14 protein-coding genes and 1 tRNA gene are annotated in these 14,811 nt (G+C 71.2%); 7 read left to right on the plus strand and 8 right to left on the minus strand.

Annotated elements, in window-relative coordinates:
* The first annotated feature begins 52 nt into the window (after nt 1-52).
* On the plus strand, nt 53-376 hold the full coding sequence (locus ACVKXF_RS03685) for a DUF4190 domain-containing protein (RefSeq protein ID WP_456794865.1): 324 nt from the start codon (nt 53-55) through the stop codon (nt 374-376).
* 68 nt (nt 377-444) lie between these two features.
* Here the strand turns inward: ACVKXF_RS03685 and ACVKXF_RS03690 are convergent, their stop codons facing one another.
* Nucleotides 445-819, minus strand: coding sequence for an HIT family protein (locus tag ACVKXF_RS03690; RefSeq protein ID WP_456794866.1), 375 nt, complete (start codon nt 817-819; stop codon nt 445-447).
* A 36-nt stretch (nt 820-855) separates the two neighbouring features.
* On the opposite strand from ACVKXF_RS03690, the gene ACVKXF_RS03695 reads away from it, so the two are divergent.
* Nucleotides 856-1,014, plus strand: a complete 159-nt coding sequence (locus ACVKXF_RS03695) for a hypothetical protein (protein WP_456794867.1) — start codon at nt 856-858, stop codon at nt 1,012-1,014.
* Nucleotides 1,015-1,025: 11 nt separating this feature from the next.
* Here ACVKXF_RS03695 and ACVKXF_RS03700 read toward each other — a convergent pair whose 3' ends face one another.
* The 4 genes from ACVKXF_RS03700 to ACVKXF_RS03715 all read right to left on the minus strand — a co-directional run bounded on the left by ACVKXF_RS03700 (nt 1,026) and on the right by ACVKXF_RS03715 (nt 4,044).
* A complete protein-coding gene (locus ACVKXF_RS03700; RefSeq protein ID WP_456794868.1) occupies nt 1,026-1,457 on the minus strand; it encodes a hypothetical protein in 432 nt (143 codons plus the stop codon).
* A 168-nt stretch (nt 1,458-1,625) separates the two neighbouring features.
* Nucleotides 1,626-1,698: transfer RNA gene (locus ACVKXF_RS03705), tRNA-Arg, on the minus strand.
* Between the two features lie 110 nt (nt 1,699-1,808).
* Nucleotides 1,809-2,594: a dienelactone hydrolase family protein gene (locus ACVKXF_RS03710; protein ID WP_340196770.1), complete on the minus strand. Its 786-nt coding sequence runs from the start codon at nt 2,592-2,594 to the stop codon at nt 1,809-1,811.
* 28 nt (nt 2,595-2,622) lie between these two features.
* Nucleotides 2,623-4,044 carry a glucose-6-phosphate dehydrogenase gene (locus tag ACVKXF_RS03715; protein WP_340196769.1) on the minus strand — a complete coding sequence of 474 codons (1,422 nt, stop codon included), beginning with the start codon at nt 4,042-4,044 and terminating at the stop codon, nt 2,623-2,625.
* A 76-nt stretch (nt 4,045-4,120) separates the two neighbouring features.
* Here ACVKXF_RS03715 and ACVKXF_RS03720 point away from each other — a divergent pair, with 76 nt between their 5' ends.
* The 3 genes from ACVKXF_RS03720 to ACVKXF_RS03730 all read left to right on the plus strand — a co-directional run bounded on the left by ACVKXF_RS03720 (nt 4,121) and on the right by ACVKXF_RS03730 (nt 8,638).
* Nucleotides 4,121-5,278 (plus strand): Gfo/Idh/MocA family protein, encoded by a 1,158-nt coding sequence (locus ACVKXF_RS03720; protein WP_456794869.1) that lies wholly within the window; start codon nt 4,121-4,123, stop codon nt 5,276-5,278.
* Complete coding sequence (locus ACVKXF_RS03725; RefSeq protein ID WP_456794870.1) at nt 5,275-6,198, plus strand: sugar phosphate isomerase/epimerase family protein; 924 nt, start codon at nt 5,275-5,277, stop codon at nt 6,196-6,198. Before ACVKXF_RS03720 ends, ACVKXF_RS03725 begins: the two co-directional genes overlap by 4 nt.
* A 97-nt stretch (nt 6,199-6,295) precedes the next feature.
* Nucleotides 6,296-8,638 carry a bifunctional metallophosphatase/5'-nucleotidase gene (locus ACVKXF_RS03730; protein WP_456794871.1) on the plus strand — a complete coding sequence of 781 codons (2,343 nt, stop codon included), beginning with the start codon at nt 6,296-6,298 and terminating at the stop codon, nt 8,636-8,638.
* Between the two features lie 329 nt (nt 8,639-8,967).
* Here ACVKXF_RS03730 and efeB read toward each other — a convergent pair whose 3' ends face one another.
* From efeB to efeU, 3 genes are read right to left on the minus strand one after another with little or no spacing between them, the layout of a single operon-like run.
* Nucleotides 8,968-10,269 carry an iron uptake transporter deferrochelatase/peroxidase subunit gene (gene efeB, locus ACVKXF_RS03735; protein WP_456794872.1) on the minus strand — a complete coding sequence of 434 codons (1,302 nt, stop codon included), beginning with the start codon at nt 10,267-10,269 and terminating at the stop codon, nt 8,968-8,970.
* Nucleotides 10,266-11,489 (minus strand): iron uptake system protein EfeO, encoded by a 1,224-nt coding sequence (efeO, locus tag ACVKXF_RS03740; RefSeq protein ID WP_456794873.1) that lies wholly within the window; start codon nt 11,487-11,489, stop codon nt 10,266-10,268. The genes efeB and efeO overlap by 4 nt, the downstream gene beginning before the upstream one ends.
* Nucleotides 11,476-13,071 (minus strand): iron uptake transporter permease EfeU, encoded by a 1,596-nt coding sequence (gene efeU, locus ACVKXF_RS03745; protein WP_456794874.1) that lies wholly within the window; start codon nt 13,069-13,071, stop codon nt 11,476-11,478. Before efeU ends, efeO begins: the two co-directional genes overlap by 14 nt.
* A gap of 60 nt (nt 13,072-13,131) precedes the next feature.
* Here efeU and ACVKXF_RS03750 point away from each other — a divergent pair, with 60 nt between their 5' ends.
* Together ACVKXF_RS03750 and ACVKXF_RS03755 are read left to right on the plus strand one after the other, a co-directional pair.
* Entirely contained in the window at nt 13,132-13,926 is a 795-nt protein-coding gene (locus tag ACVKXF_RS03750) for a trimeric intracellular cation channel family protein (RefSeq protein WP_456794875.1), read from the plus strand.
* Nucleotides 13,927-14,151: 225 nt separating this feature from the next.
* Nucleotides 14,152-14,757 carry a TetR/AcrR family transcriptional regulator gene (locus ACVKXF_RS03755; RefSeq protein WP_123314164.1) on the plus strand — a complete coding sequence of 202 codons (606 nt, stop codon included), beginning with the start codon at nt 14,152-14,154 and terminating at the stop codon, nt 14,755-14,757.
* Nucleotides 14,758-14,811: the final 54 nt, after the last annotated feature.

Genomic DNA, 14,811 nt, shown 5'->3' on the forward strand with positions numbered 1-14,811 from the left:
GACCTCGCACGCCCGCAGTTCAGCACGTGCGCCGACTGAACGGAAGACACCCGTGACCGACCTCGCCCCCGAGCGTTCCGCGCCGGCCACCCCCGCACCCGCCACCTCCGCCCCGAGCACGGACGGGACGCCCGCACTCGCCCCGCTGAGCCTCCTCGCCGTCGTGGCGATCGCGCTCGCCTTCGTCGCCCCGATCGGCGGCGTCGTCGTCGGGTTCATCGCGCGGCACGAGGTCCGACGGACCGGCGAGCGCGGTGACGGACTGGCGTTCGCGGCCATCCTGATCGGCGCGACGCTGACGCTGTTCGGCGTGCTCGTCCCCGGAGCCCTCGCGCTGTCCGGCGTCATCGACTCGACGATCCACCCCTGGGGCTGACTCGACGCCCCGTCCTTCCACCGGCCGCTGGCCGCTGGCCACTGGCCACTGGCCACTGGCCACCGCGCTCAGTAGTGCCCGCGCCCGATGACGGCGTGCCGCACTCCGCCTGCCGGCGCCGGAACATCGCCATCGAAGCGCGGGATGACGTGCAGGTGGGCGTGGAAGACGGTCTGGCCGGCGGCGGACCCGTCGTTGAACCCGACGTTGTAGCCGTCGGGGTGGTGCTGCTCGTCGAGCCGGGCCTTCAGCAGCGCCACCATCCGGGTCATCGCGGCGAGCTCTCCCCCGGTCGCATCGAACCAGCTGGTGATCCGCCGCTTCGGGATGACGAGCGTGTGACCAGATGACACCGGGTGTGCATCGAGGATCGCGAAGACGAACTCGTCGTCCGCGACCCACTGCGCTGGTGGGACCTGTTCGAACACGGACGTCGTCGTCATGTTCCCCATCCAACCTCGCCGTGCTTCACTCGGACCATGACCTCGACGACCGTCCTCGCCTCCTGTGCTGTCGGGAACGTCGACTGCCACGACACCGCGTCGGTCGACCTGTTTCCCCCGCTCGTCGTCGTCGGGCTCGTCATCGTGGCCCTGGTCGTGCTGGGGATCGCGCTGCTCGGGCGTCAGCGTCGGTGATCTGAAGCGGGTCAGACGCTGACGATCTCCACCTGCCGAGCGGGAAGAGCGCCGTGCGTGGCAGTCGCCAAGCGTGCCGAGAGCACGATGCCCCCAGCGCAGTGCGCCAGGTAGTCGAGGAACGCTCCGACGGTGCTCGACGAGCTGGGTTGCTCGCTGGGTTCGCGCATGTCCTCTGCTGCATGCACGTCGAGCGCACCGTCGACGTCCATGACGGCGATCCGACGGATGCCTCGCTCCGCCCGCACGAAGACGTTGGCGTACCCGCCGACGTTCTCGATCCGACGCAGGAGCACCGGCAGGCGTTCGTGCTCGAGTGCAACGACGACAGGACAGTGTCCGTCGACGTCGACCACCTCGAGTACGAGTTCTGCGAAGGGGCCGACCGCGAGGGCGCGATCGACCTCGACACGGAAGATGTCGAGTTCGGCCAGTTCAGTCATCACTGCCTCTCATGCCTGCAGGAAGGTAGACCCGGACGCACCCGAACCCCAAGGACTTCGAATGCAACATTCGAACTTGCGCACGAGCCACCACCAACGACGAAGGGCCCCGGCGGAATCCGCCGGGGCCCTTCGTCTGTTCGGTGTCATGCCGTTCAACCGGCACTGTGCGCTCGAAGGGACTCGAACCCCCAACCTTCTGATCCGTAGTCAGATGCTCTATCCATTGAGCTACGAGCGCGTGGCCTTGCGGCCGTGGAAGACTCTACAACAGCTCCGGCCCGGGCGCCAATCGAGGCCACCCGACCGCTCCACTCGGCGTGTCGCGAGGCGACAGCCGAGCCCCCGACGTCACAGCGCCGCGGCCTCCTCGCCGAACACCTCGGCCAGGAACACACGCAGGGCCTGCCACGATCGACGGTCCGCGCGCTCCTGGTACTGGGCGCCGTGGTCGGGGGCATCGGTGCCGGGAACGGCGAACGCGTGCATGGCCCCGGCGTACGTGACGACCTGCCAGTCGACGCCGGGTTCGGTCCGCATCTCGTCCTGCCAGGCGTGCACGGCGTCGTCGGGCACGACGGGGTCCGCTCCGCCGGTCAGGACGAGCAGCTTCGCCCGGATCGCCGAGGCGTCGGCGGGGTCGTGCGTGATGAGGCCGCCGTGGAACGACACTGCTCCGACCAGGTCGGCGCCGGTGCGTGCGAGCTCGATCGCGGTGGAGCCGCCGAAGCAGTAGCCGATGACGACGATGCGGGCGGAGTCGACGTCGGGGTCCTGCCGCAGCCGCTCGAGTCCGGCGGTGGCGCGTGCCCGGAGCAGCGGCAGGTCCTGGTAGTACGAACCGGCGACCTGGCCGGCGGTGTCGTCACCGGGCCGGACGTCGGCGCCGTAGATGTCCGCGCCGAAGGCCACGTAGCCGAGGCGGGCGAGCATCGTCACGCGCGCTTCGACGTGCTCGTTCACGCCGTGCCAGTCGTGCACCACCAGGACGGCGGGGCGGGGCCCGGCGATGGCCGCGTCCTTCGCGAGCACGCCGAGCAGGTCGGTGCCCTCGTGGTCGTAGTGGACGGGCTCGACACGGATGTCGGCGCCGGCGGGTTCGGGAACGGTCTGCAGGACGTCGTCGATGGTGGTCACGTCGTCCGACGGTACGCCGCCGTCCGGGTCAGGCGTCGATGTTGTCCCAGTCCTCAGGACCGCTCGAGCCGGCCGGGTACTCGTCGAGGGGCGTCGTGCCGGCCTTCCACGCGTCGAGGAACGGCCCGACGACCTTCCAGCCCTGCACGGCGCTGTCGCCACGGACCGACAGGGTCGCGTCACCTTCGAGCACACCGGCCAGGACCTCGCCGTAGGCGCTGAGCCGTCCGGGGTTGAACGTCGTCTCGAGGCTGGTGCGGTCGATCGTGTACGGGTCGCCGGGGCCGTTGACGTTGAGCTCGAGCTGCATCTCGTCCGGGGCGATCCAGATCCGGAGCCGGTCCGGCTGCGCGGCGCCGGACAGACCGACGGGCACCTGCGGGGAGTCCTTGAACGTGATGACGATCTCGCGGCGCTGCTTCGCGAGCGCCTTGCCGGACCGCAGCGTGAAGGGCACTCCGGCCCATCGCCAGTTCGCGATCTCGAGGGTCAGCTGGGCCAGGGTCTCGGTGCCGAGCGACGGGTCGACGCCGTCCTCGTCGGCGTACGACGGCAGCTTCCGGTCGCCGACCGTGCCCGCGGTGTAGCGGGCGCGCTTGCCGGCGGCGACGACGTCCCCGCCCCACGGCCGGACGGCGCGGAGCACGAGCTCCTTCTGGGTCCGCAGGTCGTCGGCGTCGATCGACGCCGGCGCCTCCATCGCCACGACCGCCATGACCTGGAGCAGGTGGCTCTGGATCATGTCGGTGAGGGCGCCGGCCTTGTCGTAGTAGCGGGCGCGTCCTTCGAGGCCGAGGGTCTCGTCGTACACGATGTCGACGCGTTCGACGTGCTGCGAGGACAGCAGCGGCTCGATGATGCGGTTCGCGAAGCGCAGCCCGATCAGGTTGAGCACCGTCGAGCGACCGAGGAAGTGGTCGACCCGGTGGATGCGCTCCTCGGGGATGAACGAGTGCAGCAGGTCGTTCAGGTGTTCGGCGCTGGCGGCGTCGGTGCCGAACGGCTTCTCGAGCGCCAGGCGGGTCCGCTTCGGCAGGTCGAGGTGGGCGAGCTGTTCGCAGCTCTTCTCGGTCACGGCCGGGGGCAGGGCGAAGTAGATCGCGGGGTCGTGGTCGCACGCCCCGAGCAGCGCGCGCAGGTCGTGGGGACTCGTGACGTCGGCCTTGCGGTACGAGGACGCGTCGATGACTGCCTGCAGCCGCGCGGACAGCGACGTCTCCCCTTCCGCGCCTTCGTCGCCCTCGTTCTTCGACGCCTGCGCGTTCTCGAAGGACTCGCGCACCTGCGCCTTCCAGTCGGCGTCGGAGAGGTCTTCGACACCCGCCCCGATGAGCTGGACGTCCCAGTCGTCCTTGACCTCGAGCAGGGTCGCGAGACCCGGCAGGAGCAGGCGCTTGGACAGGTCGCCGCTGGCTCCGAGGATGAGCAGGCTGGTCTGGAGGCTCGACATGCCCCCGACGGTACTCATCGGCCCCGGTGGATGGCCGGGCCGCTACGGTGGTGTCAGTCCGGCGCGAGGGAGCACCATGAGCAGTGGGTACGAAGGACGACGCCTCCGCGTCGTCGTGGTCGGCACCGGCATGATCGCGGGCGTCCACGCCCGCGCGGCCCGGGCTGCGGGTGCCGAGGTGCTCGGCGTGCTCGGCCGGAACGCGTCACGCTCCGACCAGGTCGCGGCGCAGCTCGACCTGCCGCGCGGGTACGCTTCGCTCGACGACGTGATCGCGGACACCCCGGACGTCGTGCACATCTGCACGCCGAACGACCAGCACCACCCGCAGGCCATGGCGGTCATCGCCGCCGGCATCAACGTGGTGTGCGAGAAGCCCCTCGCGATCGACCCGGCGCAGGCCGCCGAACTCGTCGCGGCGGCTGCCGACGCCGGCGTGGTCGCCACGGTGCCGTTCGTCTACCGCTACCACCCCATGGTCCGCGAGATCCGCGCGCGCATCGCCGACGGGGAACTCGGCCGGCTGCTCGCCGTGCACGGTCACTACCTGCAGGACTGGATGCTCGACGAGGACGCCTCGAGCTGGCGGGTCGACCCGACCTCGAGCGGATCGTCCCGGGCGTTCGCCGACATCGGCTCGCACTGGTGCGACCTGGTCGAGTTCGTCACCGGCGAGCGCTTCACCTCGGTGTCCGCGGCGACCGACATCGTGTACCCGACCCGGCCCGCGGCATCGGGCCCCTCGTTCTCCGGCTCACCGGATCCCGACCCGGTCGCCGATGCCGCCGAACGGGCCGAGGTCACCACCGAGGACACCGCGGTCGCGACGTTCCGCACCCGCACCGGCCGGATCGGCAACGTGGTGATCTCGCAGGTCGCCTCGGGCCGGAAGAACCGCCTGTGGTTCGAGGTCGACGGCACCCGCGGCAGTGCTGCCTTCGACCAGGAGCAGCCCGAATCCGCGTGGTTCGGCAACGAGCGCGGCGCGCAGATCGTCGTGCGCGACCCGTCGCAGGGGTACCCGGACCAGCGGCGTCTGGCCATCGTGCCGTCCGGCCACCCGCAGGGGTACCTCGACGCGTTCGCCGCCTTCGTCGCCGACACCTACACCGCGGTCCGCACCGGTGTGGCGCCGGACGGCCTGCCGACCTTCGCGGACGGCGCTCGCTCCGCCGACATCATCGACGCCGTGATCGGCAGCGCCGCCGAGACCACCTGGCGGGAGATCCGGTGAAGCTCGGCATGCTGACGGCCTGTCTGCCCGGCTGGTCGCTCGATCGGATCGCCGGCTTCGCCCAGCAGCAGGGCTACGAGCGCCTTGAAGTCGGCGTGTGGCCGGGCACCGGTGGCCGTGACTTCGAGGCGGCGCACCTGCCGGTGGCGACGTTCACCGACGAGGACGCTGCGACGACCCGAGACCTGCTCGAGCGCACCGGGCTCGAGATCTCGGCACTCGCGTACTACGAGAACAACCTGCACCACGACCTCGCCCGGCGCGAGGAGGTCCGCACCCACCTCAGGCACGCGATCGACACCGCGCAGGTGCTCGGCGTGCCGTACGTGGGCACGTTCATCGGCCGTGACACCACGAAGTCCGTGCGCGAGAACATGGCCGAGGGCGACCGGGTGCTGCCCGAACTCGTCGACTACGCCGGCGAGCGGGGCGTGCGGTTGATCATCGAGAACTGCGTCATGGAGGGCTGGCACCCCGACGGGTACCCCGGCAACATCGCGTACTCCCCCGAGCTCTGGGGCTGGGTCACCGGACTCGGCTTCGGGCTGAACTGGGACCCGTCGCACCTGACCTGGATCGGCATCGACCCGGTCGAGACGATCCTGCCGTTCGCCGAGCACATCGTGCACGCGCAGGCGAAGGACCTCGAGCTCTTCCCCGCGAAGCGCAACGAGTACGGCTTCTTCGGCAAGGTCGACAAGGGCGACGACCCGTGGGACATGGGATGGTGGCGCTTCCGGGTGCCGGGCCGCGGGGTCGTGGACTGGCCGCACGTCGTCGACCGTCTGTACGAGGCCGGCTTCGACGGCACCCTGTCCGTCGAGCACGAGGACCCGCTCTGGGGTGGCACGGACGAGAAGGTCCTCGAGGGGCTGCGCATCGCCCACCGCACCCTCCGCCCCCTCATCGCCACGGACTGACGGAGCAGCACGACAGGTGTTGCTCATGTGAACGTCGTGTGACGACTTCGAGGTGACACTGGCGGGTCGGCTGTGCGTCCTCATAGGTTCTCCGACGATGAACCTCCACTCCTCTCCGCGCCGCCGACGGCGCATCGCCAGCGGCGCGGCCTTCGCCACCGCGGGTGTGCTCGTCGCACTGTCCGTCCCCTCCACCGCCGTCGCCGCCGAGGGCGACACGACGATCGACATCATCGACGTCAACGACTTCCACGGCCGCATCGAGTCCGAGGGCACCGCCGTCGACAAGGCCGCGGGCGCAGCAAAGCTCGCCGGCGTCGTGCAGTCGTACCGCGAGGCCAACCCGAACACGATCTTCGCCAGCGTCGGCGACAACGTCGGTGCCTCGACGTTCACCTCGCTGATCCAGCAGGACACCCCGACGATCGACGCACTCAACGCGATGGACCTCGACGTCAGCGCGATCGGCAACCACGAGCTCGACAAGGGCCAGGACGACCTGACCGGCCGCATCGAGGACCGGGCCGACTGGCCGTACGTCTCGGCGAACATCGTGGAGGAGGGCACGACCGACCCCGCGTTCGAGCCGTACTCCATCGTGGAGAAGGGCGGCGTGAAGGTCGGCTTCATCGGCGCGACCACCGAGGACCTCATCCCGGGGCTCGTCAGCCCCGGCGGTGTCGAGGGCCTCGCGATGGCCCCGATCGTCAGCCAGGTCAACAAGTACGCCGAGCAGCTCACGGACGGTGTCGACACCAACGGAGAAGCCGACGTGCTCGTCCTGCTCGTCCACGAGGGCGCACCGACGAACGCGCTCGCCGACGCGACCGGCTCCGGCGTGTTCGGCGCGATCACCTCGGGCGTCTCGTCGAAGGTGTCGGCGATCGTGTCGGCGCACACCCACGCGACGTACAACCACTCGATCGCGGGTCCCGACGGCACGAAGCGTCCGGTGATCCAGACCGGTTCCTACGGCGTGAACTACGGACACCTGCAGCTCACCGTCGACGCCGACAAGCAGCTCACCGGCATCACGTCCGAGGTCAAGTCGGTCAACGGTGCGACCCGCGTGCCGGCCGACCCCACCTCGGTGGACGCGGTGGCCGACATCGTGACGGCTGCGAAGGCCGTCGCCGACGTCGAGGGCAGCAAGAAGCTCGGCGAGATCACCGGCGACCTGCGTCGTGCGGTGCAGTCGGACCGCACGACCGAGAACCGCGGTGGCGAGTCCGTCCTGGGCAACTCCATCGCCGAGGTGCAGCGCTCCGCGACCGAGCGGAACGGCTCACAGGTCGCCTTCATGAACCCCGGTGGCCTGCGCACGGACATGCTCTACGCGTCGAGCGGCGCGGGCGACCCCGACGGCACGGTGACCTACAAGGAAGCCGCGCTCGTCCAGCCGTTCGCGAACACCCTGGTCACCGAGGACATGACCGGCCAGCAGATCAAGGACGCCCTCGAGCAGCAGTGGCAGCCGGACGGCCTGCCGCGTCCGTTCCTCAAGCTCGGCGTCTCGGACGGCTTCGCGTACACCTACGACCCCGCGAAGGGCCGTGGCGAACGCATCACCGGCATGACCCTCGACGGCGAGCCGATCGCCCTCGACGACACCCTCAAGGTGACGGTCAACTCCTTCCTGTCGACCGGTGGCGACAACTTCGCCGCCTTCGCGACCGGCACCAACATCGCCGACTCGGGCCAGGTCGACCTGCAGGCGCAGGTCGACTACTTCCTGGCCAACCCGACGGTCACGCCGCCGTCCGACCAGCGTGCCGTCGGCGCCACGGTCACGCCGACCCCCGAGGGCGGGTTCCGGCCCGGAGACGAGATCACGGTCGACCTGTCGTCGCTCGTCTTCAGCACCGACGACCCCGCCGCGGCCGGCACCGTGTCGGTCAGCGCCGGCGACGTCGAGCTCGCCACCGCCGAGATCGACCCGACGATCACCGACACGAACGACGAGCAGGGTCGTGCGACGGTGACCTTCGCCGTGCCGACCACCGAGTCGACTGCGGACGCAGCGACGGTCCGGACGGCTGCCCGTGCCGCCGCCACGACGGACGAGCCGCTCGTCGTCACCCTGCCAGGCGGCCAGACGATCACGCTCGCCGTGACCATCCCGCTCGCCGCGGCCGTCGACCCGACCGACCCGACCGAGCCCACGGACCCGACCGACCCCACGGAGCCGGCCGACCCGGGCGCGGGGAACGGGGACGGCCCGGGTGCCGGCAGCGCCCCCGGAGCGGGCACCGGGACCGGCACGGACCTGGCGGGCGACCCGTCCGACTCCACGAACGCCGGCGGTGACCTCGCCTACACGGGTGCGGACCTGACCGTGCCGGGGATTGCGGCGGGCCTGCTCCTCCTGGCGGGCACCACAGCGCTCGTCGCCGTGCGCCGGAAGCGCGCACGGACCGACGCGAGCGTCCGGACGGACTGAGGCCGAGCCTCCAGTCCGACCCGAACGGGCCGTCCCACCACCGTGGGCCGGCCCGTTCCGACGTTCCGGGAGGCACGGATCACGTCCGTCGCGCACCGCGCGCGGATCCGCTGCCGCGCTCCCTGTCCCATAGCAGCACCGGCACTGCGGATCCGGGGATCCGCGGGGTACTCTCGGCCATGTCGCATCGCGACGCGTCGCGCCGGGTCGCCTCTCAGGTCGGCGGTGGTTCCGTTCGACGAGACTCCGCGACGCGGGCGCCCTCCGCCTCCAGGGAAACGGCGGAGGGTGCCCACCCTCCCGGCGACGTCAGCGCGCGCCGTGCACGCTCAGCGGAACAGCTGCTCGCCGATGTACGACCCCTTGCGCGGTGCCGGCGGGATCGCGAACACGGCGGACCCGATGTGCGAGATGTACTCGTTCAGTCGGTCCGAGGCGCCGAGCTTCCGCTGCAGCTGCGTGAAGTGCTCCGGGTCGTTCATGTACGCCAGGAACAGCAGCCCGGCGTCGAGCTGGCCGTACTCGTTCAGGCCGTCCGTGTAGTTGTACGGACGGCGCAGGATCTTCACGCCGCCGTTCGCCTCGTGGGCGGCCAGGGCGATGTGCGACGTCGCATCGATCTTCGCGTCGCCGTCCGCGCCGGTCGCCGCGAAGTCCGGCGTCGTGTGCTCGGTCCCACCGGACAGCGGTGCGCCCTCGATCTTGGTCCGGCCGAACACGCGCTGCTGGTCGCTCACGACGTCGGCGTCCCAGATCTCGATGTTCATCCGGATCTTCCGCACCACCTGGTACGTGCCGCCGGTCATCCACGCCGCACCGTCGCCCGGCTCGTCGACCCAGACGAAGCGGTCGTGGTCCTCGTCCGTGGTGATGTTCCGGGTGCCGTCCTTGAAGCCCATCAGGTTGCGCGGCGTCGACTGGTGCGGGCCGGCCGACGCGCGGCCGAAGCCGAGCACCGTCCAGCGCACGGTCGCGGTACCGCGGGCCATCCGGGCCAGGTCGCGGACGGCGTGGTACGCCACCTGGGGGTCGTCGGCGCAGGCCTGCAACGACAGGTCGCCGCCGGTCAGTCCGGCCTGCAGGTTGTCGCTCGGCAAGCGGGGGACGTCGGCGAGCGCGGCCGGTCGCTTGTCGGCCAGCCCGAACCGCTCGTCGAAGACGCCGGGGCCGAGTCCGACGGTGACGGTCAGGGACGCCGGCCCGAGGTCGAGCGCCTCACCGGTGTCCGCGCCGACGCCGTCACCATGGGCGGGCTCGACGCTGCCGACGGTCTTGCCGGCCTGCAGCTGGGCGATCGCCGCCGACCAGCGGGCGAGGAGCACCTGCAGTTCGGTCGTGACGCTCGTGGACAGGTCGAACGTCATGAACACGCAGTACCGCTGGGGCGCGGTCTCCACACCGCCCTGCGGCTGCCGTGCGGCGGTCGCGTAGAACGGGTGGCTCTGCGACAGGTCGATGGACTCGTCGCCGTTCGCGGCCGCCGTGAACGGGTTGACACCCGTCGCGGCCGTCGCGCCGCCGATGCCGGCAGCGGCGCCAGCACCGGCTCCGGCCGCGGCGAGTCCCGCGCCGAACAGCCCGCGCCGGGAGACCCCGGTACGGGCTGCGCGGTCGTCGTCGGGGTGCGTCACGCGGTGGCGACTTTCTCGGCGAGGCGGGACAGCGGGTCCTGCAGCGCCTGGATCTGCTGCGAGACCGTGTTGGCGTCGGACTTCTTGGTCGCGACGTCCCACGTGTCGAAGCCGCCGAGGTCGTCGGCGTTCCGGTAGCCGTCCATCAGCGTGTTCGTCGCGTCGAACTGCTTCGCGATCTGCTTCGTCAGCGTCGGGTCGAGCTTCGTCAGGCCCGGCTTGAGGTAGGCGAAGGCCTGGCGGGCGCCCTCGACGTTGGCGGCGAGGTCGACGAGGTCGATGTGGCTGTACGCCTCCTCCTCGCCGGTGACCTTGTTCGACTGGACCTCTTCGAGCAGGCCGGCCGCGCCGTTGGCCAGATCCTCCGGCTTGTAGTCCAAGGTCGGGACGAGCTTCGCGAGCAGCTGGACGTTCTCGGTCAGGTCGGCGGCGGTCTTCTTCGTCGAGGCGGTGATCTCCCCCGCCTGGAACAGGTCCTTCTCGACGGCGTGGAACCCGCTCCAGCCGACGGCCGGGTCGAGGTTCGACGCGCGCATGTCGATCAGGTAGTCGAGGTTGCCGGCGTTGTCGGTCGCCTTGAAGCCCTTCTTCACGAAGCCGTCGACGTCGCTCTCGACGTGCTCGTAGAACGGGCGGGCGTTGGCGTAGTCGGTCTTCGCGGCGTCGAGGTCGCCCGCGTCGACGTCCTCCTGCAGCTGCTGCACCGCGGTGACCATGTCGGTGACCTGGCCGTCGACGTAGTCGGCGTAGCCCTTCGTGCCCTCGTCGAGCAGGGTGGCGGCGCTGCTGTTCGCGGTCGAGGCGACCTTGCCGGTGACGGTGAAGTCGGTGAGCTCGGTGTCGGCTCCGGGGCAGTACACCTGGTACTTCCCACCGGTCAGGGTCGCGGTGAACTGCACGGCGTCGAGCCCGGGTGCGAGGTTCTCCTTCTCGCCCAGGATCCGCTGGTCCTGCAGGAGTTCGACCTCGGTGATGGCGGTCGAGGACTCGTTCTCCACCGAGAACGTGACGGGGCCGGCCGGCACCTTCGTCTCGGAGACCTTGCACTGGTCCGAGCCGTCGTTCGTCAGGGTGATGGTGACGCGGGAGACCTTCGCGGCGTCGGTGGAGCTGTCGGACGCACCGTCGGAACTCGCGCAGCCGGCGAGTGCGAGGGCGGTGACGACGCCGAGGGCGCCGAGGGTGATCAGGGGTCGAACGGGGGGCTTACCGAACGGCATAGTCGTTGCTCCTTGCAGGGTCCCCGGCGGGTGGGCCGCGTGTCGGGACGGTTTCGGGGGTGGGGGTCACGGGTGCCATCCGACGACGGCGGTCACGGAGTGCGAGCAGTGCCAGGGCGGCGGCCGCGACGCCGAGGGCGATCGGCAGCCAGGCCTTCCAGAGCAGCAGCTCGGCGGCCCGCGTGTCCGCGGTCGCCACCGCAGTGGCGGACCGCTCGACGCGGGAGTCGGGGACGGACCACACGGGGCGGTCCAGGGTCGTGGTGCGCGCGGACGGGAGGCCCCCGTCGCTCAGCGTCAGCACCGTGCGTTCGTCGCGGGTGGCGTCCAGGACCCCACCACCGACCGTCCAGAGGGTCACGGTGTCGCGCACCGCCCACCGGGCGGTGAACGGACCGGGGTTCGTCGACGGTGAGACGCCCACCGGGATCCGGCCGAACAGGTCGACCAGGTCGTCGAGCGTCAGCGTCGCGGGGCGGTCCGCGGCGGTGGCCGACGTGCGGATCCGCCACCGGTCGGCGGCCACGCCCGCGCGGGTCACGCGGCGGTGGGCCGACGTCGGAAACGTCAGCCGCGCCTCCTGGCCGGTGGTGGTGCCGGCCACGCGGAGGACGCCGGACGCTCCGTGGACGTCCGCCGAGACGGACGTGGCGTCGCCGCCGACCGCAGCGGTGCGCGGCAGGTCGACCCCGCCCGTCGGCACGGCGACCGCCAGTGCCGCGGCTGCGAGAGCGAGCGCGCCGGCGACGGAGGCGCGGACCACGGGGACGCGTGCCGCTGACGGACGCCAGGCGCGGGGCCAGAGCGTCAACGCCAGGACGGGCACGACGTACAGGACCCAGCCGAGCACCTCGATGACCCGAGGGTCGGGCGGGATGCCGAGGACGCCGGTGACCAGGGCGCCCTGCACCGAACCGTTCGGGGCGAGCCAGGACAGGTCGACGGTGCGCTGCTGCCCGATGACGACCCAGCCGGCCTCGTGCGCCCGGCGGAGGACCGTCAGCACGAGTCCGCCGGCGACGAACACCAGGAAGACCCCGGTGCCGGTGAAGAACTTCGACAGGTTCAGCCGGACGCCGCCGGTGTAGATGCCGTACCCGACGACGACGGCGCCGGCGATGCCGATGACGGCACCGAGGGCGGCGAGGCCGGTGTCGGACGATGCCTGGAAGGTGGCGAGGAGGAAGACCGCGGTCTCGAAGCCCTCCTTGAGGACGGCGAGGAACGCCATGCCGGCCAGTGCCCACGCGGTACCGCGGCCGAGCGCCTCGGTCGCGCTCGCCTCGAGTTCCTTCGTCAGCGTGCGCGCGTGGGTGCGCATCCAGACGATCATGCCGGTGACGAAGACCACGGCGACGATGCCGATGACCGCCTCCATGCCCTCCTGCTGCGCTTGCGGCAGCGCCTGCTCGACGACCTGCAGGCCGAACCCGACGGCGATGCTGAGCACGACGGCGACCCCGACGCCGAACCACATGGGGGCGAGGGGGACACGGTTGCGACGCAGGAACGCGGCGATGATGCCGACGATGAGCGTCGCTTCGAGGCCTTCACGGAGGCCGATGACGAGGGTGGCGAGCATGACGTAGGTGAGGCTAACCTAACCGCCGTTCGGCCCGCCAGTCGTCCAGCGTGGGGTTTGATGGTTCTCATGAACCTGCTGTCCGTCGAGGGCCTGGCGTCGGTCACGAACGTGCTCGACCTCGCCGGGGTGTTCGCGTCCGCCCTGCTCGGCGGATCGATCGCCCGGGCGATGGACTTCGACCTGTTCGGTTTCCTGGTCGTCGGGTTCGTGTCGGGGTTGGGCGGCGGCATGCTGCGCGACACCCTGCTGCAGAACGGGCCGCCCGTCGCGCTCGTCGACCCGCTCTACGTGCCGGTCGCCCTGGCCGGCGCGCTCATCGCCTTCTTCGTGTCGTTCTCCGAGATCACCTGGGACCGCCTGTTCACCGTGCTCGACGCGGCCGTGATCGGCTTCTGGGCGGTGGTCGGGGTGCAGCGCACCTACGACGCCGGCCTGGAGTGGCCCGCCGCGATCATCATGGGGACGATCACCGCGGTCGGCGGCGGCGCCATGCGCGACCTGCTGCTCCGCCGCGTGCCCGCGGTGTTCGGCGGGAACGCCCTGTACGCCACCGTGGCCGTCGCGGCGTCGGCGGTGATGGTCGTCGCGTCCGCGCTCGGCTCGCCGACGATCGGGATCGTCGCCGCGATCGCGCTGTCACTCGGACTCCGGTGGGGTGCCGTCCGCCGTGGCTGGGGGCTGCCGAACGGCCGCGACTGGCAGCCGAAGTCGACGCTCGGCTCGCTGCTGCGGCGTGGGCGGAGCCTGCGACCGGACGCACTCCGGCTGCTCCGACGCCCCGGACGACGCACCGGGGCTGGCAGCGTCCGCGAGGAACACGACACGTCGACGGATTCCTCGTTCGACGGCTGAGGGGTGTCATCTGTCCGGGCTCCGGCGTAGCATCGCTACCGTCGGGTATCGACCCGGCTCATGTCGTCAGCACCGAACCGACGCGACCCGAACGCGGCGGTTCCGCGCAGACGTGGTGATGGGGGCTTCGCTGATGCCGCGCGGGTTCAGACGCGCGGCGCGGCAGGTCTCCCGCCCCCAGCGCTCCGCGCCCTCCGATCCCGGTGCCCCGCCCCTGCAGGAACGATGAACGACGACGTCTCCGACTCCCCCACGCCGCGGACACCACGCGCCGAGGTCCGAGAGCGCCTGCTCACCGCCGGCGCCGCCGTCTTCGCCGAACAGGGCGTGCACGGTGCACGGCTCGACGACGTCGCCGCCCGTGCCGGGTTCAGCAAGGGCGCGGTCTACTCGAACTTCTCGTCGAAGGAGGACCTGCTCGCGCAGGTCATGCAGCGCGGGACGAACCTGGTGCTCGAGTCGTTGCGCGAACTCGTCCGCGCCGACATCGCGGCGACCGACATCGGCGACGTCGTCCGGGCGGCCTTCGGGCGGCACGACCAGCGCGCACAGTTCGCCCTGCTGTCGGAGTTCCGCGCCTACGCGATCCGGCACCCGGACTTCCTGCCCGAGTTCGTGCGGCAGCGACGGGTGCTGCAGGACGGTGTGCACGAGCTGGTACGGCTGTGGTTCGGGGCGCACCCGGAGGTCGACGCCGGCATGCCGCTCGACACCTTCGCCACCGTGCTGATCGGGGCGAACGTCGGCATCGTGTTCGACGGCCCCGCACTGCCGGGCGTCGATCCCGGTGAGACCATCGCGGCCCTGGTCGAGGCGGTCGTCCGCCGCTGATCCGGTGGAGCACGGTGCGGCGGCGCACGGTGCGGCGGCGGCCATCCCGTGCCG

It is taken from the genome of Curtobacterium sp. PvP017, from assembly GCF_054060195.1.